Source organism: Sphingomonas canaveralia (assembly GCF_047238125.1).
In the GTDB taxonomy this organism is placed as follows: Bacteria; Pseudomonadota; Alphaproteobacteria; order Sphingomonadales; family Sphingomonadaceae; genus JBDFMH01.
Genome location: NZ_JBDFMH010000001.1, coordinates 2,746,143 through 2,767,079, shown reverse-complemented (window position 1 = coordinate 2,767,079; position 20,937 = coordinate 2,746,143). Strand labels below are relative to the sequence as shown.

The 20,937-nt window shown below is 66.8% G+C and carries 12 protein-coding genes; 6 read left to right on the top strand and 6 right to left on the bottom strand.

What is annotated here, in order from left to right:
• Window positions 1-17 precede the first annotated feature (17 nt).
• The 6 genes from ABC347_RS13790 (at window position 18) to ABC347_RS13765 (ending at window position 3,649) form a co-directional block, all read left to right on the top strand.
• Window positions 18-197, top strand: coding sequence for a hypothetical protein (locus tag ABC347_RS13790; protein WP_413246290.1), 180 nt, complete (start codon window positions 18-20; stop codon window positions 195-197).
• Window positions 198-325: 128 nt separating this feature from the next.
• Complete coding sequence (locus ABC347_RS13785; protein ID WP_413246289.1) at window positions 326-646, top strand: hypothetical protein; 321 nt, start codon at window positions 326-328, stop codon at window positions 644-646.
• A gap of 34 nt (window positions 647-680) precedes the next feature.
• Window positions 681-1,049 (top strand): CsbD family protein, encoded by a 369-nt coding sequence (locus tag ABC347_RS13780; RefSeq protein WP_413246288.1) that lies wholly within the window; start codon window positions 681-683, stop codon window positions 1,047-1,049.
• A 5-nt stretch (window positions 1,050-1,054) separates the two neighbouring features.
• The gene (locus ABC347_RS13775; protein ID WP_413246287.1) at window positions 1,055-2,575 is read left to right on the top strand and encodes a PAS domain S-box protein; all 1,521 of its coding nucleotides are present in this window, start codon (window positions 1,055-1,057) and stop codon (window positions 2,573-2,575) included.
• On the top strand, window positions 2,572-2,739 hold the full coding sequence (locus ABC347_RS13770; protein WP_413246286.1) for a hypothetical protein: 168 nt from the start codon (window positions 2,572-2,574) through the stop codon (window positions 2,737-2,739). The genes ABC347_RS13775 and ABC347_RS13770 overlap by 4 nt, the downstream gene beginning before the upstream one ends.
• Before the next feature lie 31 nt (window positions 2,740-2,770).
• Window positions 2,771-3,649 (top strand): hypothetical protein, encoded by an 879-nt coding sequence (locus ABC347_RS13765; protein ID WP_413246285.1) that lies wholly within the window; start codon window positions 2,771-2,773, stop codon window positions 3,647-3,649.
• 119 nt (window positions 3,650-3,768) lie between these two features.
• Here ABC347_RS13765 and ABC347_RS13760 read toward each other — a convergent pair whose 3' ends face one another.
• The 6 genes from ABC347_RS13760 to ABC347_RS13735 form a co-directional block, all read right to left on the bottom strand.
• Entirely contained in the window at window positions 3,769-4,287 is a 519-nt protein-coding gene (locus ABC347_RS13760) for a PEPxxWA-CTERM sorting domain-containing protein (RefSeq protein ID WP_413246284.1), read from the bottom strand.
• A 93-nt stretch (window positions 4,288-4,380) separates the two neighbouring features.
• Window positions 4,381-5,118 (bottom strand): class I SAM-dependent methyltransferase, encoded by a 738-nt coding sequence (locus tag ABC347_RS13755; RefSeq protein WP_413246283.1) that lies wholly within the window; start codon window positions 5,116-5,118, stop codon window positions 4,381-4,383.
• Window positions 5,099-6,226, bottom strand: a complete 1,128-nt coding sequence (gene prfB / locus ABC347_RS13750) for a peptide chain release factor 2 (protein WP_413246282.1) — start codon at window positions 6,224-6,226, stop codon at window positions 5,099-5,101. Before prfB ends, ABC347_RS13755 begins: the two co-directional genes overlap by 20 nt.
• Before the next feature lie 31 nt (window positions 6,227-6,257).
• The gene (locus ABC347_RS13745) at window positions 6,258-8,759 is read right to left on the bottom strand and encodes a penicillin-binding protein 1A (protein ID WP_413246281.1); all 2,502 of its coding nucleotides are present in this window, start codon (window positions 8,757-8,759) and stop codon (window positions 6,258-6,260) included.
• A 75-nt stretch (window positions 8,760-8,834) separates the two neighbouring features.
• Window positions 8,835-11,306, bottom strand: a complete 2,472-nt coding sequence (locus tag ABC347_RS13740; protein WP_413246280.1) for a choice-of-anchor I family protein — start codon at window positions 11,304-11,306, stop codon at window positions 8,835-8,837.
• 156 nt (window positions 11,307-11,462) lie between these two features.
• On the bottom strand, window positions 11,463-20,828 hold the full coding sequence (locus ABC347_RS13735; RefSeq protein ID WP_413246279.1) for a hypothetical protein: 9,366 nt from the start codon (window positions 20,826-20,828) through the stop codon (window positions 11,463-11,465).
• Between the last annotated feature and the right edge of the window lie 109 nt (window positions 20,829-20,937).

The window sequence follows — 20,937 nt, the reverse complement described above, 5'->3', positions numbered from 1 at the left end:
ATGATAGCGAAGCCGTCATGGGTGACGAACAAGATTTAGAATCCTTGATCCGCGCCGGGGCCGCCGAGCGCGATTATCTGTTCTCGCGCGCAGAAGCGCACGGCCATCTCGCTGATAAGTCCGAGTTACCCGAAACGCGCGCCATTCATCTGCGCCTTCAGCAGCTCTATCGCGAGCGGGGCGAAGCCTGCGAATAGCATGGCACTACTAATCGCTGGCGCAAATTTACCAGGAACGCGGCGTCTTTCGATCGGTTGATGCGCCCTGACCGGCCGCGACGACGCGCGCTGGACTGACGACGCGCGCTGGAGTGGAGGGTTCGATCATGAAGGCAGCTGTTGCGACGCTCGGCTCAATGCTGTCGCTTGCCGCCTGCGCGGCACCGTCCACGCAGATCTCGACCGGGTTGCAGCGCTACGGCCTGGATGCATCGCGCGCCGATTGCGTCGGTACGCGGCTGCAGGCGGATCTTTCGCTGGGCCAGCTGCAGCAGCTCGGCCGCACCGCGGCGGCCTATCGCGAAGGCGATACCGATCCCGGCGTGCTGACGACTTCGGATCTGATCCGCGTCGCCGGCACGATCGAGGATCCCTCCGTCGCGATCGCCGCGGCCAAAGCGGTGGCCGCCTGCGGCGTACTGCTCTGATCGAGCCCAATCCCTAGTTCGGAAAGGATTGAAGATGAACAAGGACGAGATCCAGGGCGCTGCCCGCTATTATAACGGCAAGCTGGAAAAGACCGCCGGCGACGTGGTCGACAGCCGCGACTGGCAGGTGGACGGCGTGGTCAACCAGATCGCCGGCAACGCGCAGAATGCGTTCGGGCGTGCCCGGTCGGTAGTGGGCGACATGGTCGACAGCGCGCCGGCGATCGCGGGCGAGGCGCGCGACCGGCTGGGAGACGCGAGCCGCCGTGCCGCCGACCGGATCGGCCGCGTAAGCCAGGATGCGACCGCTGCGCTGCGCAGGACGCCGCCGATCGCCTGGGCCGTCGGCGCTGCGGTCGCAGGCTATGCCCTGGGCTGGCTGTTGCACGGGCGTCGCGTCTGATCGTCATGGCGAAGTCTTCGCTCGCCTCGCTGCGTGAGACCGCCGGTCTGCGCCACCTGCGCCAGATCGTCGTCGGGCTCGACGAGGGCGTCATCCTGATTGATCCGGACCAGAGCGTGCTCTGGGCCAACGACGCTGCGCTGGCGATGCACGGCGTGGCCGAGCTGGCCGAGCTGGGCGCGACGGTGGACGACTATCGGTCGCGGTTCCAGCTGCGCTATCGCAACAACCACCGGCTCGAGGCGGATGACTATCCGATCGAGCGGGTGGTGGCCGGGGATGCCTTTTCGGAAGTCGTGGTCGAAGTGATCGTGGCGGGCGAAGACGAGCCGCGCTGGGTGCACCAAGTGCGCAGCCTGGTGCTGAACGATGCCGACGATGCCGCGCCCTCCTGCCTGGTGCTGATCATTCAGGACGTGTCGGCGCGGTACGAGGCCGAGGAGCGGTTCGAACAGTCGTTCCATGCGAATCCGGCGCCGGCGCTAATCTGCCGGTTGAGCGACTTGCGCTTCGTGAAGGTCAACCAGGGGTTCCTGGAGATGACGGGCCATCAGCGCGATCGCGTGCTGTGCAAGACGGTGTACGACATCGACGTGCTGCGCGAGGCCGAGCGGCGCGACCTGGCGAAGGAGCGGCTGTCGGCAGGCGAGACCATCCCGCAGATGGAAGCGGAGCTCGATCTGCCCGATGGCGGCACCAAGCTGGTGATCGTGGCCGGGCAGCCGATCGACATGAGCGGCCAGCCCTGCATGCTGTTCACCTTCGCCGATCTTGAGCCGCGCCGCCGCGCGGAAAGCGCGCTGCGCCACAGCGAGGAACGCTTCACCCGGACCTTCGCGCTGGCACCGGTGCCGCTGGCGATCGGCGCGCGCGATGGCCATCGGCTGTGCGAGATCAACGCCTCCTTCACCGCAATGACCGGCTATGCCGCGACCGAGATCATCGGCCGGCCGCTCGGCGAGGTCGCGCTGTGGGACGGCAGCGCGCAGCGCCGCGAGATCGAGCTGGCGATCGAGGCCGGTCAGGACCTGCGTGATCGCGACGTGCGCATCACTGCCAAGGACGGCCGCCCGATCGACTGCCTGATCTCCACCGTCACCATTGGCCTGGGCGACGAACAGTGCGTGCTGTGGTCGTTCCAGGACATCACGCATCGCAAGGCGACCGAGCTCGACCTGATCGAGGCGATCGAATCGGTGATGAAGGACACCAGTTGGTTCAGCCGATCGATCATGGACAAGCTGGCCCGGCTGCGCGCCCCCCAGCGCGACGCCACGGGGCCCGGCATCGACGACCTGACCCTGCGCGAACGCGAGGTGCTGGCACTGATCTGCCGCGGGCAGGACGACAAGACGATCGCGCGCACGCTGGGCGTGGCGGGCAACACCGTCCGCAACCATGTGGCGCGCATCTACGCCAAGATCGGCGTGAACCGGCGGATCGCCGCCGTCGCCTGGGCGCGTGCGCGCGGGTTTGACGGGGAAGGCATCGCCATCGAGGCACCGAACCAGGAGAGGGCAGCATGAGCGAGCCGACGACCCCGCGTGCGCGGGCGGCCAAGGCCCGCGAAACGAAGGCATCCGTGCAGGAAGCGATCGGCAAGCTGATCGGCGACGACGAGGCGCAGCGGCGCGGTGCCGCCGCCCGCAAATCGGCTGCCGCGGAACGGAAGACCGGGCCGGCCGACTGAGGCCGCGCCCAACCATCTGACAGGAGATCCTATGACGACTTCGACCACCGGCCTCGCGCCGGATGAACTGGCGCGCGCGCCGCGGATCGCCCCGCGCTTTTCGTGGGGCGCGATCTTCGCCGGTGTGGTGATCGCGATCGCGGTCCAGCTGGTGCTGGGCATATTGGGCGCCGGCATTGGCCTGACGATGATCGATCCGGTCGAAGGGTCGACCCCGGGGGCGGCCGGCTTCGGGATCGGCGCCGGCCTTTTCTGGCTGCTCACAACGATCATCGCGCTGGGCGCAGGCGGGTTCGCCGCGGCACGGGTGGCACGCCTTGCCGATCGGTTCGATGCGCTGGTGCATGGGCTGGTGGTGTGGGGCGTCACGCTGATCCTGACGCTTTATCTGATCACGTCGGCGGTCGGCGGCATCATCGGCGGCGCGTTCCGCACGGTGGGCGTGGTGGCGGGCGCCGCCGGCAGCACGATCGGCGCGGCCGCCCCGCGCGCAGCATCAATCGCAGGCATCGACGAATCAGACATCCGTGAGGAAGCGGCGGCCTATCTTTCCGATGCGCCCGCCGATCCGGCGCGGATGACGCCCGAACAGGCGCAGAAGGAAGTTGCCGGCGAACTGCCTGCGCTGGCCCGCGGCGGCGCCGAAGGCCAGCGGGCCGAAGCCCGCATCGTCGCGATCGTCGCCGCGCAGCGCGGCATCAGCCAGCCCGAGGCGCAGGCGCAGGTGACGCGCGCCAAGCAGCGCTTTGTGGCCGCCAGGGACCAGACCGTCGCCACTGCCAAATCCGCCACCGATGCGGCGGCGGGCGCCGCGGCTGGCACCTCGTTCATGGTCGTGCTGGCGCTGCTCGTCGGGGCAGCGGCATCCGGTTTCGGCGCAACGGCGGCCACCCGCCGCCGGCTGCGCTGAGTGTGACGGCGGCGGGCCGGCATATCGGGCCCGTCGCCACCTTTGCTGGCGTCCTGCGCCGGCACTGCTACCGGCCGGCGCCTATGAAGCGTCCCGCCGACATCGTGTCAGCCGCCTTGTCAGGCCGCTGCGCGCGATGTCGCTGGCGTAGCCGGACGCCGGCGCATCGCGCTGCCGATCAGACCGAAGCCGCCGATCATCAGGGCCCAGCTGGCCGGCTCGGGGACTGCGGTGCCGATCTCGCTGATCGTGAGCGTGTAGCTGCCGGGACCTTCATATTCGGAGAGCGAGAAGGTGCCGGTCCGGAAGGTCGGCGCATTTACCGGGCCGGTGTAAAGCTGCGGACCATCCGCGACGAAGAAGGTCGAGAAATCGACATAGTCGATGATGCTCAGGCCACCGCCGAGCGATCCATCGAAAAAGCCGATATCGAACGCGCCCGAAGCGGCGCTCGATACCGGCACATCCCAGATCACGAACCCGGTGCCGCCGATCCATTCGTTCGGCACAGGATCCGAATCGATCTGGAAGCTGGCGGTGTAGTCGCCAGTGATATCGAACTGCAGCAATGCCGCGTCCGCCGCAGTCGACACGGTGGCGGTGGCGGCCAGCAGACCGGCCAGAGCGAGAGCTTTCATGAATTCCCCTTCGAAATGTGCGGGTTGAGCGCGGAATAGGGGTTAACCGCCGCTTCGCCATCCGCCAAGCGCCTTGCCCGGTGATGATCGACGTCAGCCCACCGGCGCGCCGCAGCCGCGGATCGCCTTCGGTTCGGGGCGTGGGCCGCGTGCTTCGTAGGCCGCCATATATCCGCCAGCCGACGGCATCGCCTGGCGATCGACGCGGGCATAGCCCACCGCCGCCATCTCGCAATCCAGCAGCGCCGGCGGCGTGCCGTGGTTCGCGGTGTCGCGATCGGCATCGACGACGATCACCCGCCCGCCGGGGCGCAGCGCAGGCCGCATCCGCCAGAGGAATTCATAGGGCTGCTCGATCTCATGATACATGTGCACGAGCAGGATCCGATCGAAGCTGTTCTCGGGCAGCATCGGATCGGCAGGCTCGCCCAGCTTCACGCTGACATTGTCGAGCGTCTCACGCGTCACGCGTTCCGCCAGCCGGTCGCGGACTGCCGGCACGATGTCCTGTGCCAGAACGCGGCCCTCGGCACCCACGCGCTGGGCCAGCCGGATCGTGTAATAGCCCTCGCCCGCACCGATATCCGCCACGGTGCTGCCCGGGCGGATGCCGGCGCGATCCATCACCTCGTCCGCCTCGCGCAGCCGGTCCCGCGCCTCCTCGGTCGACCAGCGCGACGACACGATCGGCGCGACCGGGCGATGCGCTTCGGGGAATTCACTGGGCTTCGGATCGCGCGGTTGTCCCGCCGATTGCGAGCAGGCGGCGAGCAATCCCAGACCGAGCCCGATCGTGGCGCAGAAGCGCATCCTAGTCGACATCCTCGACATCGACCTTCTCGCCGGTCACTCGCTGCGACAGTGCCGCCGCCATGAAGCGATCGAGATCGCCGTCGAGCACGTCGTCGGGCGCGGTCGATGTCATGCCGGTGCGCAGGTCCTTCACCAGCTGATAGGGCTGCAGCACATAGGATCGGATCTGGTGACCCCAACCGATTTCGGTCTTCGCCTCGTAGCCCGCGGTCGCCTCCGCCTCGCGGATCTGCAGCTCGCGTTCGTACAGCCGCGCCTTCAGCTGCTTCATCGCCTCGGCCTTGTTCTTGTGCTGCGAACGCTGGTTCTGGCAGGCCACGATGATGCCGGTCGGGATATGAGTGATGCGGACCGCGGAGTCGGTGGTGTTGACGTGCTGCCCGCCCGCGCCCGAGGCGCGATAGGTGTCGATCTTCAGGTCCTTGTCCAGCACCTCGATGTCGATATCGTCGTCGACTTCCGGATAGACCCAGACGCTGGCGAAGCTGGTGTGCCGGCGGGCGGCCGAATCATAGGGGCTGATCCGCACCAGCCGGTGCACGCCGCTCTCGGTCTTGGCATAGCCATAGGCATTCTCGCCCTTCACCAGCAGCGTGGCCGACTTGATGCCCGCCTGCTCGCCCGAATGATGGTCGATCAGCTCCACCTTCAGCCCGTGGCGCTCGGCCCACCGGGTGTACATGCGGCTCAGCATGCCGGCCCAGTCCTGGCTCTCGGTGCCGCCGGCGCCGGCATTGACCTCGATATAGCTGTTGTTGCCATCGGCCTCGCCGGCCAGCAGCGCCTGTACCTTGTCGCGCTCGGCACGCTCGGCAAGCGCGCCCAGGCTGGCGATGCCTTCCTCGGCCATCGCGGCGTCGCCTTCGGCATCGGCCATTTCGATCAGCTCGAGCGTGTCGCTGAGCTCGCTCTCGATCGCGCGGGTCGCGCTGATCGCCTCGTCCAGCCGCCGACGCTCGCGCATCACGTCCTGCGCCGCCTTGGGATCGTTCCAGAGCGTCGGGTCTTCGACCTTGTTGTTCAGCTCGTCCAGCCGGCGCAGCGCGCGATCCCAATCGAGGAAGCGGCGTAGCAGCGCGAGGGCCTGGTTGATCTGGTCGGCATGAGCCTGCGCTTCGGCGCGCATTATCTTTCTCCGGGATGCGATTGCGGGCGGCTTAGTAGATGCCGCCCTCCCGCTGCAAGAAATCCCTGTCGGGGCCGACGCGTTCCGCGCGCGGCACCACCCGCTTGACGATCTCGTCGCGGCGGCTCGCACGGCGTGGCTCGCTCTCGGGCTTGAAGGCTTCCCAGATGATCGCGGCCTTGGGATCGGTGCCCGGCCAGCCGCCATAGACGCGCCGGCCAGACTTGCGATCGATCCTGACCATGCGGATGCCGGGCGGTGCGCGGAACGGCACCACCGGCATGCCTTCCATCGCCACCTTCGCGAACTGCTTGAAGATCGGCGCAGCCACGGTCCCGCCCTGGGCATAGCCGCCCAGCGAGCGCGGCTGATCGAATCCCATATAGACGCCCGCGACCAGATCGGCCGATCCACCGACGAACCAGACATTGGTCGGTCCGGTGGAGGTGCCGGTCTTGCCGAACAGCGGCCGGCCAAGATCGCGCAGCACGGTCGCGGTGCCGCGCTGGACGACGCCTTCGAGGATGTGCACCGTCTGATAGGCGGTCATCGCATCCATCGCCTGCTTCGATCGCATCGGCGGACGCGGCATCGGCTTGCCATCCCAATCGCGTGCGCGGCAGCCCTGCATGATCGCGCAGCGATTGTCGGTGCGGTAGATCAGCTTGCCGTGGCGATCCTGGATATAGTCGACCAGGCTCGGCTTAAGCTCGCGCCCCTGGTTCGCCAACATCGCATAGGCGTTGGTCAGCTTCATCACGGTCGTCTCGCCAGCGCCCAGCGAGATGCCCAGGAAGGCGGGATAATCGCCGATCCCCATCCGGCTGGCGGTGGCCACCACGCGCTTCATGCCGGTCTGGCTGGCGGCGCGCACCGTCATCAGGTTGCGCGACTGTTCAACGCCCCAGCGCATCGTCTGCGGTCCGGCATTGCCGCCGGAAAAGTTGCGGAAGCATTTCTGGCCCAGCCGCGCACCCTGCCAGACACAGAACGGGCCATCGACGATGATCGACGCAGGCGTCATGCCGCCATCCAGCGCGGCCGCGTAGACGAACGGCTTGAAGCTCGATCCGGGCTGGCGCAGCGCCTGGGTGGCGCGATTGAAGCTCTGCCCGCCGCGCTCGTCCCAGCCGCCCTGCATCGCATAGACCCGGCCAGTGTGCGGATCCTCCGCCACGAACCCGCCCGACACTTCTGGAATGGTGCGCAGCAGGTAATTGTCGCCATCGCGCTTGACGACGATGACGTCGCCGACCTTCAGATAATCGTACGCGCGCCCGCCGACGCCTCGGCGTGGCATCGTCGCCCCCCACGACGGCAGGGTGCCGGTCGATCCATCCGTGAAGCCGATCTCGGCAATCCCGCCGGCCTTGTTCAGCACGACCGCGGCGCGCCAATCATCATAGCCGGTGCCGACATTTTCGGCCACCAGCCGCCCGCGCCAGCCTTCGCCAGCGTCAATGGTGGCGATCGGCCCGCGCCAGCCGCGGCCGGCATCATAGCGGGCCAGCCCGTCGCGAAGCGCATCCTCCGCCGCCTTCTGCATCCTTGGGTCGAGCGAAGTGCGCACCCACAGGCCGCCCGAATAGACGCCGTACGGGCCATCATCGCTGTTCTCGCCATATTTGGCGATCAGCAGCCGGCGAACTTCCTCCAGGAAATAACCGCCGGTGGCGCGCGGCGCGGCGCGCGCACGCGGCCGCGTGCCCAACGGGCTGGCGGTCGCGGCGGCGCGCGTGGCCTCGTCGATATAGCCGTTGTCGCGCATCTCGTTCAGCACATAGTTGCGGCGGATCAGCGCGCGCTCCTCGTGGCGTTCGGGCGTGTAATTGCTCGGCGCCTTGGGCAGGATCGCCAGATAGGCGGCCTCGGGCAGCGTGAGATCACCAACATCCTTGTCGAAATAGGCGCGCGCAGCGGACTGCACGCCATAGGCGTTGCGGCCCAGGAAGATCTGGTTGAGGTAGATTTCCATGATCTGCTGCTTGGTCAGCACGCTTTCGATCCGGTAGGCGAGGATCGCTTCCTTCACCTTGCGCGTGACCGAATATTCGTCGCCGATCAGCAGATTCTTGGCCACTTGCTGGGTGATGGTGGAAGCGCCGCGCGCGCGCTCGCCCGATCCGAACTTGCTGGCGTAGTCGATGATCGCGCCCGCCAGCCCGGGGAAATCGATGCCGCCATGCGTGAAGAAGGTCTTGTCCTCGGCGGAGATGAAGGCCTGGATCAGCACCGCGGGATATTCGTCGAAGGCAAGCTCCACCCGGCGCTCGCGCGCGAAGGCGTGGATCGGGGTGCCATCGGCAGAACGGACGTTGGTCGGCAGCGGCGGTTCGTAGCTCAGCAACGTGTCCGCCGAAGGCAGACCGCGTGCGAACAGCAGCCAGATCAGCAGAAGCCCGGTCAGCCCCAGGCCGACCAGGATCGCCAGCCAGCGCACCCAGCGACGCTGGAAGGCACGCCCGACCGCAGCCACAGCGCCGCCGCCAGCCTGCTGCAAACGCAACGACAATGGCTGGGCGCGCTCACTCATGCGGCCAGCGTCTAGCAGGTTCGGATCGCTTTGCCAGCGTGCGGGCCGCACCGCCGGGGCGGCCCGCCCGATCGATCAGAGGATGAAGTCGCCCGCGGCCAGCGGCAGATTGCCGGCGGTGACCACGACCAGCATGAAATCGGCCACCGTATCGCCATCGACATCGCCGAACACGAACTGGTTGGTACCGCTCGCCTGCACACGCAGTTCGCCCGCGATGCCGCTGAAGCCCGCGGTGCCCACGAAGCCGAACGCATCGTCACCGCCACCTGCGATCGCATCGAGCGCCGACAGATCGATGCGGTCGCCCTGCGCGCGCGAAAGATCCTGGATCTTGTCGGCGGTCGGGAAGGTCGCCCCGCTGTCGGACAGCGCGGCGAGGCGGAACAGATCCGCACCGGCACCGCCCTGAAGAATATCCGCGCCGGCGCCGCCATCCAGCACATCGTCGCCCTCGCCCGCGCGCAGGAAATCCGCACCCAGCCCACCGGTCAGCTGATCGCCACCACCCTCGCCATAAAGGATGTCGTCGCCGTCGCCCCCGGCAATGGCGTTGCCCAGCGCGTTGCCGATCAACAGGTTGGCGGATGCATTGCCGGTCAGATCGAGCGCGCTGCCGGTCAGCGTGCCGCGCTCCACCTCGGCGGACAGCGTGAAGCTGACCGAAGCGAGGACGGTATCGGTGCCGCCGCCCGCCAGCTCGACCACCGTGTCTCCGGCATCGTCGACATAATAGAGGTCGTCGCCCGCGCCGCCGGTCATCGCATCCGCACCGGTGCCGCCGATCAGCACGTCGTTGCCGTCGCCACCCAGCAGGATATCGATACCCGCACCGCCCTGAAGATTGTCGGCATCGCCACCGCCGTCGAGCGTGTCGTCACCATCCTGGCCGCGCAGCACATCGGCGCCCAGCCCGCCTTCCAGCCGATCATTGCCGGCCAGACCGCTCAGCACGTCGGCACCGTCATTGCCGACCAGCTTGTCGCGCCCGGCGCTGCCATCTAGCCGATCGACGCCGGTGCCGCCGATCTGGAACGCATCGAAGGCGGGGGTGATCGCGTAGACGCTGACCGTGGCAGAGCCTTCGTTCGAGACGATCAGCAGCGGCGTGCCGCTCGGGCTGTCGGCAGCCGAGACGAAGGTGGCGCCTTCGGGCGCGACATCGCCGGGGAAGGAGGCGGTGCCGACGAACTGGACGTCGGCCGGGCTGGTCACGTCGTAGATCGCGGTCAGGTTCGATCGCTCGAGCTGGAGAAAGGCATAGGTGCGGCCGGAGATGACGCCGATCACGACGCCTTCGGGCTCGCTGCCCTTGTCGTCGCTGCGGGTATCGTCATAGCCGACACCGCCGGTCGCGACGAGGCCGAACGACGCGGCCAGCAGCTCGGTCTGCGCGCCGCTATCGAAGACCTGGTTGCCGGCGGCATCGACAATCGAGAAGCTACGCCCGCCATAGGTAAGGATCTGGTCGATATCGCCGTCATTGTCGGTATCGCCGCGCAGTCCGGGATAGTTGATCACGTTGAGCCGCCCGAGCGCGCTATTGGCCTTCAGCGCAGCTTCGTTCGGGAACAGCGTATCGTCGAGATCATAGCCAGCATTGCCGAGCCGGATGGTCTCGTCCGGCGCGATGAAATCATCGCGATTGTCGCCTTCGTTGGCCATCACATAATAGGTCTGGCCATCGGCGCCCCGGAAGCTGGCGATCGCATCGGGCATGTAGGTGCCGAACACCGGCCGGCCGGTCTGGAAATTGATCGCGGTGGTGTTGCCCGCGCCGTCGCGATCGCTGCCGTCGAACGGCAGGGCCGAAAAGTCCTTCAGCCCAAGCGGCACGATATCGGTGAAGCGTCCGGTGGCGATATCGAGGATGGCGACCGCATTCGCCTCCTGCAGCGTCACCATCGCGGTCAGCCCGTCGGGCGACAGCGCGATATATTCGGGCTCCAGATCCTGGGCGAGCGTGGTGTTGGCGAACTCGGTGCCGGCCAGCCCGGCGAACACGCGCACGCCTTCGGCACGCAGCGCATCGGCGGAAAAGCCGTCGAAAGTGGCGGTGGCGACAGTGGCCGCACCGGGCGCGCCGAGCGTGATGATGCTGACCGATCCGTCCGCATCCTGCGCCGTGCTGATCATCTCACCTTCGTTGGCCACCAGGATGCGGCTGCCATCCGCAGTGAAGGTCAGCATGTCGGGATTTCCGCCGACCGTGATCGACTGAACGAGATTGCCCTGCGCATCGATCAGGAACACACGGCCCGGATCGGTCTTCACTGGTGCGGCGACGGCCACCGCGATCAAGCCGCCATGCACAGCGACGCTGTTGACGTCGTTGCCGAAGGCGAAGGGCGGTTGTGAGAAATCGATCCGGCCGAGCAGCGTCGGCGTGGTGGGGTTGGAAAGATCGACACGCGAGACGCCACCCGGCGCTGCGACGAACAGGGTGCGGCTGGCGGCATCGAACGCCGAAATCTCCGCGCCCGTCAGCTGGATGCGGCCGATCTGCGCTATGCCGAGATCGTTGTTCGCGGTGGTGGTGAGCGCCATGCCGTCTTCCCCTGATCGATAGTTCGGATCAGCGGCTATCGGCGCTTCGCGACACGACAGTTGCGGCAGCATGACGCCACAGCGGCGAAAAGATTACGAAACGAAGACGGGGACCGGGCCGAAGCCCGATCCCCGCCAGCACCCCCTGTTGCGGGATCAGAGAATGAAGTCGGTCGCGATCAGCGGCGTATTGCCCTGGGCGGCCACGACCAGCATGAAATCGGCCACCGCATCGCCGTTGACGTCCCCGAACACGAACTGGTTGGTGCCGCTGGCCTGGACGCGCAGCTCGCCCCCAGTGCCGCTGAACGCCGCCGCGCCGATGAAGGTGAAGCTGGTGTCACCCGGCCCCGGGCCGTTGGCGTCGATCGCCGAGACATCGATCCGATCGCCTTCCGCGCGACTGAAATCCGATATCCGATCCGCGGTCGCGAACACGGGACCGCTATCGGCCAGCGTCGCAAGCCGGAACCGATCCGCGCCGGTGCCACCCTGCTGCTGATCGACGCCGAGCCCGCCGACGAGCAGATCGTCGCCAGTGCCGCCACGCAGGAAATCATCACCGGCATCGCCGAACAACTGATCCGCGCCGTCATTGCCCAAGATGGTATCCGCACCATCGCCACCGCGGATGATGTTGGCGCCACTGTTGCCGTTGAGCGTATTGGCGATTGCATTGCCGGTCAGCGCGATATCCGCCGTACCGGCGATGATCCCCGTCTCCACTTCGCGGCCCAGCGTGTAGTTGACCGACACGACCGCGCGATCGGTGCCGCCGCCGGCCGCTTCGGCGATCGCATCGGCCGCATTGTCGATATAATAGAGGTCGTCGCCATTGCCGCCGACGAGCGTATCGGCACCGGTGCCACCGTCGAGCGTGTCGTTGCCCTCGCCACCGCGCAGCAGATCACTGCCATCGCCGCCGTTCAGCACATCGTTGCCGCCGTTGCCGACCAGCACGTCGTTGCCGCCATTGCCATTCAGCGCATTGGCCGCCTCGGTGCCGTTGATGGTGTTGGCGGTCTCGCTGCCGAAGCCGTTGAGTGCACTGCCGGTCAGCGTCAGCACTTCCACTTCGCCGGTCAGCGTGTAGCTGACCGAAGCGATGACCCGGTCGTTGGTGCCGCCGCCGATCGCCTCGACCACGACATCGGCGAGATTGTCGACATAGAACAGGTCGTCGCCCGCGCCGCCGATCATCCGGTCGCCGCCGATGCCACCATCCAGCAGATCATTGCCATCGCCGCCGTCGAGCAGATCATTGCCGTCACCGCCCTGCAGCGTATCGTTGCCGCCCGCACCGATCAGTGTGTCGTTACCGCCCTGGCCGCGCAGCAAATTGGCATTGCCGTTGCCGGTGATGACGTTGGCATCGCCATTGCCGTCGCCCTGCGTCGCCGCACCGGTCAGGATCAGATTCTCGAAATTGGCGACCAGCGTGTAGCTGACGCTGGCGGAGACGGTATCGATCCCGCCGCCGGCCAGTTCGATCAGCTGCTCGCTGCCTTCGGTGATGTAGAGATCATCGCCATTGCCGCCGGCCAGGAAGTCGGCGTCCGCACCACCGTCGAGCGTATCGTTGCCCTCGCCGCCATTGATGCGGTCGGTGCCGGCCCCGCCCAGGAACTGGTCGTCGCCGAGATCGCCGTTCAGCACGTCGTTACCCGATCCGCCGACCAGGAAATCGGCCGCACGGCCACCGGTGATGGTGTCGTTGCCCGCGCCGCCGTTGAAATAATAGGCGCTGGCCGTGTTGGCGGCGACCAACGCATCGGCCGCCGCAGTGCCGAGCACCACGACCTGGAACGCGCTGCCGCGAGCGACGCCCGAGACGAGATCGCGCACATCGAAGGTGGTGCCCGCTGCAGCGACGAAGGTGATGCCTTCATCGTCATAGCGGCCGACCGCACCGATCAGCCCGTCCGCGCCATCCTCGCCCTGCAGCCGCACCGCGAGCCCGCCATCCTGGTTGGCAAGCGTACCGCCATCCAGCGCGGTGCCGTTGCCGACCTCGGCCGAAGTAAAGGTGATGCGCACCTGCGCCGCGCCGGAAACCTGCACGATATCGCTGCCGTCGCCCAGATCGACCGCATCCGCCCCGTCATTGGCCACGTTCACGATCGCGGTATCGTTGCCGATGCCGCCGGAGATGGTGTCGTCGCCAGCGCCACCGATGAAGCTGTCATTGCCGGTGCCGCCGGAAAGCGTATCGCTGCCCGCGCCGCCGACGAGGAAATCGGCCACGGTGCCGCCGGTCAGCACGTCATTACCCTGGCCACCATTCAGATATTGCGACCGCTGCGGCGAAGCGCTGCTGTCATAGACATCGCCGGCCGAGGTGCCGAGCGTGACGACCTCGAACCCGTCGCCGCGCGCCACGCCGGAGACCAGATCGCGCACGTCGAACGTCGAGCCGAGCGCTGCGACCAGCACGATGCCTTCATCGTCCGCCCGCGTGACCGGCCCGGTCAGCGTATCGCCGGCGCCTTCCAGCTGGATGCGTACCGCCAGCCCGCCGGTCTGGTTGGCCTGGGTGCCGCTGTCGTCGGTGCTGCCATTGCCCACCTCGCTGGAGGTGAAGGTCATGCGCAGCTGGCCGGGAGTTCCGGTGAAGAACACATAGTCGAGCCCGCCGCCTAGCGAGAGGCTGTCGCCCATGTCGGTCGCCTGCGCGATCGTCGCGCTGTCGCGCCCGGTGCCGCCAGTGATCGTGTCCGCGCCGATGCCGCCGATATAGCCATTGTCGCCTTCGCCGCCGTTCAGCACGTCATCGCCCGCGCCGCCGACCAGGAAGTCGTTGGCGGTGCCGGTGGTGATGCTGTCATTGCCCTGACCGCCGTTCACATAATAGCTGCGGCCCGCAAAGATCGGCTGCAGCGTGATGGTGTCGGCATCCTGCGTACCCAGCCACACGCTCTCGAACGAACCGCGCGCCGCCCCGCTGACGAGATCGCGCACGTCCAGCGTGCCGCCCGGCACGGCGTTGAAGATGATGCCCTCGTCATCGGCCCGCGCCACCGGCCCGGTCAGGTTCCCGCTGGCATCCTCGGCCTGGATGCGCACCGCCAGGCCACCATCCTGGTTCGCCTGGTTGTTGCTGTCATTGGCGTTGCCGTTGCCGACCTGGCCGGAGGTGAAGGTGATCCGCGTCTCGGTGCCGGGCATGTTGTTGACGATGCCGACGACATCGAGCCCGGTGCCGAGATTGATGCGGTCCGCGCCGCCGGTACCCACTTCATACACCGCGACATCATCGCCGGTGCCGCCGTTCAGAATATCGTCGCCGGTGCCACCTTCGAGACGATCGTTGCCGTCGCCGCCATCCAGCGTGTCGTTGCCGGCACCCCCGATCAGCGTATCGTTGCCGCCGAGACCGCTGATGCTGTCATTGCCGCCGAGGCCGTCGATCGTATCGTCGCCCTCGGTGCCGACCAGCACGTCATCGCCCTGGGTTGGGCCGGCCGGCGGCAGCGTGGCGACGTCGAACTCGCCGTCGTCGAAGCGCACTCGCTCGATATTGGCGAGCGTATCGACCGACCCGTCCGCGAGGTTGGTGACGGTATAGCCCGCACCGGCGACCGCGACGGTGAAGTTCGCACGATTGCCGACATAGATCGCCACGTCGGCCGTGCCGTCGCCGCCATCGATCGTGTCGTTGCCGGTGCCGCCCAGGAACTGGTCGTTGCCGCCGAGCCCGCTCAGCACATCGTTGCCCGCGCCGCCCACCAGGAAATCGTCGATCGTCGCACCGGTCAGCGTGTCATTGCCCAGACCGCCGTTCATATACTGGCTGCGCAGCGTGCTGGGCGCGATGTTGAAGTCGTCGGCGGCGGTGCCGAGATAGACCAAGCTGAAGACGCCGCGGGATACGCCGGAGACGAGATCGCGCACGTCGAACCCGGCCGAGGCCAGAGGCGAATTGATGACGATCCCCTCGTCATCGATCCGCGTCACCGCGCCGACCAGATTTCCGTTCGCATCCTCGCGCTGCAGCCTGATGGCGAGGCCGCCATCCTGATTGGCCAGCGCGCCGCTGTCATTGGCATTGCCGTTGCCGACTTCGGCCGACGTGAAGGTGAGCCGATATTCGGTCGCGGCGCCCTGCACATTGACGATATCGACCGCATCTGCCGGGTTGGTGCCGAGATTGATGGTATCGCCGCCCTCGAACTCGGGATTGATGAACACCCGGTCCTGGCCGGTGCCGCCGTTGATGATGTCGTTGCCGGCGCCGCCGATATAGTTGTTCTGGCCTTCGCCGCCGTTCAGCACGTCGTCGCCTGCCGCGCCGACCAGGAAGTCGTTGCCGTTGCCGCCGGTGATGATGTCGACGCCCTGGCCGCCGTTGATGTAGTAATTCTCGTTGAAGAAGCTGTTGCCCACGGTCAGCGTCTCATCGGCATTGGTGCCGAGCCAGACGCTGCGGAACGAGCCGCGCGAGATGCCCGACGGCGTGTCGCGGACTTCGAGCGTGGAGCCGGCGGTGGCGGTATAGATCACGCCCTCGTCGTCGCCGCGCGCGATCGCGCCAGTCAGGTTGCCAGCTGAATCCTCGGCCTGGATGCGGACCGCGAAGCCGCCATCCTGATTGGCCTGGGTGCCGCTTTCGCTGATGTTGCCGTTGCCGACCTCGTTCGAGGTGAAGGTGAGGCGGGTCTCCGCCGCGGACAGCGTGATGACGTTGACGAAATCGAGGCTGGTGCCGGTATCGATGCGATCGGCCCCGCCGGTCGCGACGTCGTAATTGACGATGTCGATGCCCGCGCCGCCGGTGATCAGGTCGTCGCCGAGCCCGCCGTCGAGGACGTCGTTGCCATCGCCGCCCAGCAGCACATCGATGCCGTCATTGCCGGCCAGCGTGTCGTTGCCGATCCCGCCGACCAGCGTGTCGGCGAACGCACTGCCACTGGCCGCGTCGTTGCCCGCGCCGAGGTTGGCATAGGTCAATGCGCCGGCTGTGGCGGTGTAGAGATCGTCGCCCGCCGTGCCAAGGAAAGCGCGATCGAACTGATCGCCGCGCTGGGTTCCGCTCGGCAGGTCGCGCACGTCGAACTTCGTGCCGCTGCCCGCCACATATTCGATGCCCTCGTCATCGCCGCGGCTGGGAGGGCCCATGAGAGAATCGCTGTTGAAAGCGGCCTGGATGCGAACCGCGAGACCGCCATCCTGATTGGCCTGGGTGTTCGAATCGAGCGCGCTGCCGTTGCCCACCTCGCTTGAGGTGAAGGTCAGCCGGATCAGCGCAGCGCCGGACAGATTGGCGATGTCGCTGCCGGTCCCCAGATCGAAGCTGTCGGTGTCGAGGCCGACCGTCATCGTCAGCGTATCGTCGCCGCTGCCGCCACTGATCGTGTCCGCGCCGGCACCGCCCACCAGGAAATCATTGCCGTCGCCGCCGTCGATCGTATCGATGCCGGCCCCGCCGAACAGCTGGTCGTTGCCGCCGAGCCCATTGATCGTGTCATTCCCGCCCAGGCCGTCGATCACATCGTCGCCGGCCGTGCCGGTCAGCACGTCGTCGCCTTCGGTTGGCGTGGTGGATGCCGGAGCGACCAGGCTATCGATCGCGAACTCGCCATCGGTGGTGCGCACGGTCTCCACGTTGAACACGGTCGTGATGCTGCCGCCACTCTCGGCAATCGTGTAGCCGCCATCGACACGGCGAACGACGATGTCGGCGCGCGCCAGCCCTATCTGCAGCGTATCGGTGCCGCCGCGGCCATCGATCGTATCCGTGCCGGCGGAGAAATAGAACAGGTTCGCAGCATCGGTGCCGCGCAGCGTGTCGTTCAGACCAGAACCGCCGGTGCCTTCGACGCTGACGAGCGTCTGGGTGTTGCCGAAGCCATCGATCAGGAAGCCATCGCGGAGATCGACGACCACGCCGGCCTGGGCGTTCTCGCTGTCCGCGATGCCATCGCCGTCGCTGTCGAGCTGCCGATCGATGGTGATGGCATTGATCACGTCGAAGCCGTCACCACCATCGATCAGGCCGCCCCCGGTCAGCGAGCCGGAACTCTGGAATTGATCGTCGCCGCCGGCGCCGATCGCGGTATCGGCGGAGTCGACGAGCAGCAGGTTCGCATTATCGTCACCCGTGAAACTGTCCGCAAAGCGGGTCGACCCGCCCAGCCCTTCGATCGACGACATCAGTTCGACATTGCCGAACCCGTCGTTCGAGATGATGCCGGTCGCCAGGTTGGCGACCACGCCCTGCGTGGCCGTGACCTCGAAGAAGCTAACCCGATCGGAGCCTTCACCCCCGAAGAAGCGATCTACACCCTCGTTGCCGCGCATCAGATCATCGCCAGCGCCGCCGACCAGCGTGTCGTTGCCGGCGCCGCCCTGGATATTGTCGATGTTGAACGTGCCGGCCGGATTGCCGCGGCCGATGATGAAATCGTCCCCGCCTTGCCCACGCAGCGTATTGTTGCGCTCATCGCCGATGATGAAATCCGCCGCGCTGGTGCCGACGATGTTCGGCCCGGTCGCGCTCGTCACTTCCAGGCGATTGATGGCCAGCGCACCGATCGCGAACACCTGGCCGTCGCTGAAGCGGATCTGCTCGACATTGACCAGCGTATCGACCTCGCCGGTCTGGCGATCACCGACCAGATAGGTGCCGGCGGTCGCGGTCTGCGTGATTGCATAGCGCGCAGACGTCCCCTCGTAGAACGCGGTGTCGGTTTCGGTGCCGCCGTCTAGGAAATCCTCGCCCGCGCCGCCGTTCAGCGTGTCGTTGCCGCCATTGCCGATCAGCTGATCGTTGCCGAGCCCGCCGGTCAGATTGTTGCCCGCCGCGCCACTGATCAGAACGTCGTTCCGCGCGCTGCCGACCGCACCTTCGACCAGCACCAGGTTCGCCTGATTGCCGAAGCCATCATCCAGGATGCGCTGCTGGCCCAAGTCGATCGTAACGCCGCCGGTCGCAGCCTGGATTTCGTACGTGCCGTTGCCGTCGACATCGGCGATGCGGGATCCGGTCGCCACTACGGTGTCGAACCCGTTGCCGCCGGTGATCGTGCCGCCGCCTGCGGCAGACCCGCCGACGACCAGTACATCATTGCCATCGCGGCCATCGATCGTATCACCGCTGTCGGCGGCGAGCTGATTGGCACCGGCATCGCCCAGCACCGTATCCGCAAAGCGCGTGCTGCCGCTGACATTCTCGACCGCGAAGAAGAAGTCGGTCGTGCCGAAGCCATCATTGGCGGCGCTGTTCGTGGCCATATCCACCAATACGGCCTGGGTTGCGAGCACGCCGCCGAGATCCGCGCGATCGATCCCGTCGCCGCCGTCGATCAGATCGAAGCCGGCGCCGCCGCCCAGGATATCGTTGCCAAAATTGCCGATCAACGTGTCATCGCCATCGCCGCCGAGCGCGACGTCATTGCCGTCGCCGGCTTCGATCTCGTCGTTGCCGGCGCCGCCGTCCAGCGTATCGTTGCCATCGTCACCGCGAATGCCATCATCGCCGCCATTGCCGACGATGACATCGTCGCCTTCGCCGCCGTCGAGCGCATCGCGCGCGTCGCCGCCGGTCAGCGTGTCATTGCCTTCGAGGCCCACCAGCAGGTTGCTGGTCGCGCCGCCGGTCAGCACGTTCGCGCCGGCATCGCCGACCTGGGCGGTAAAGGTCGCCGCCGCCGCGATGGCAAGCGTGACAGGCGTGTCGCTGTCGTCATTCTCCTGTTCGAACGTCACGAACTCGACATTGGTGATCAGGTCGGCCTCGCCCTCGCCATCGCCGATATTGTAGGCAACATAGCCGCCCTGATACGCCGCGATCGCCCATTCGTCGGGACTATCCTCGAGCAGGATCGTGTCGGTGCCGATGCCGCCATCGATGACGTCGCTACCGTCGCCGCCATCGATGATATCATCGCCCGCGCCGCCGTTGATGATGTCGTCGCCGCGCGGATCGCCGGGATAGGGGATGCCGGCCGGCACCTCGACGAACTCGACGAAGCCGAATTCCTGCGTCTCCTCGTCGAAGCCGAAGGTGCGATCGCCGAACAGCAGGTCATTGCCGTCGCCGCCGTTCAGCGTATCATCGCCCAGGCTGCCGCCGATCGCATTGTCGCCCGTGGTGCCGGTGAACACGTCGTTGAAGCGCGTACCCGACAGATTCTCGACATTGCGCAGCGTGAGATTGCCCTGCCCTGTCGCCTGCACGCCCTGGATGGTCAGATCGATGGTGACGCCGCCGCCGACTTCGGTGATCGCCGAAGACGAGAACAAGGTGGTCCACAGGCCGAGAATGTCGTTGCCGGCACCGCCGTCGACGACGGAATTGGCATCCGCGATCACGAGCACGTCGTCGCCGCCGGCACCATCCAGCGTATCGGCGCCGCCCATGCCGAACAGTCCGTTGTCGCGATCATCACCGGTCAGCGTATCGGCAACCGCGGTGCCGGCCAGCCCTTCGATATCGATCAGCGTGTCGCTGCCACGGCCGGTATTCTGCGCGACGCCCTGCAGCGCCAGCGAAACGGTCACGCCCGGCAGATTGGGGATCGGCGAACCCGCATAGCTTACGAAATCGACGCCGGTCGTGGTGTCGTCGGGCTCCTCGCCGCCATCGAGGATGTCGTTGGTGCCGGGCAACAGATCGAGCAGCACGTCCGACCCCAGCCCGCCGCGCAGGGTGTTGTTGCCGCCCGCGCCGAACAACACGTCGTCGCCGTCGAACCCCTGCAGCACATTGTCGTTGGCATCGCCGATCAGCGTATCGTCGCCGAACGTGCCGTTGACGTTCTCGATGTTGCGCACGGTGGCGGTGCGGCCGACAGTATCGTTCTGCACCAGGTTCGCGCCGAGATTGACGAAGGCGCCCTGCGGGAATTCGGTCGTACCGTCGGTCAGGCCGGATGACATCTGCAGCAGATCGATGCCGTCGCCGCCGTCATAGACGCCGCCGCCGGTCGCCGAACCGTTCATCTGCAGCATGTCGTTGCCGGCACGCCCCTCGATGATATCTTCGCTGCTGGCCAGCAGCAGATTGTCGCCGTCATTGCCGCGCAGTGTATCCACGAAGAAGGTGGTGTTTCCGAGACCTTCGATGCTTGTCATCGTCTCAGCGTTGCCGAACCCATCATTGCTGATCACACCCGTCGCCAGATCGGCGACGACGCCTTGGGTGGCGGTTGGCTCGAAGAAGCTGATCCTGTCGAACCCTGTTCCTCCGTCGAAGCTATCCACGCCCGCGCCACCGCGCAGGAAATCATCACCATCGCCGCCGAAAATCTGGTCGTCGCCAGCCTCGCCATACATGAAATCCGCGTCCGCACCGCCGTCCAGGATGTCGGCGCCCGCGCCGCCGCGCAGCTGATCCAGGCCGCTGCCGCCCTCGAGCCGGTCGTCGCCATTATTGCCGCGGAGGAAATCGTCGCCGCCATTGCCGACCAGGTGATCTTTGCCAGCGCCGCCGACGAAGCTGTCGTTCCCGTCGCCGCCGATCTGCTCGTTATCGTAGGGAGGAGTGTTTTCGGTAAGACCGGGCTTGCGCGAACGAATGGCCATCGTGGGTACCCCTCCAGTGATTTTTGCCGCTCGCGCGCGGACGGCGCGAGGGGCCGGGCCCAGCGAGCCCGGCATCGGTGGCGCGAAACTGGATCAAGATTTCGAAGAC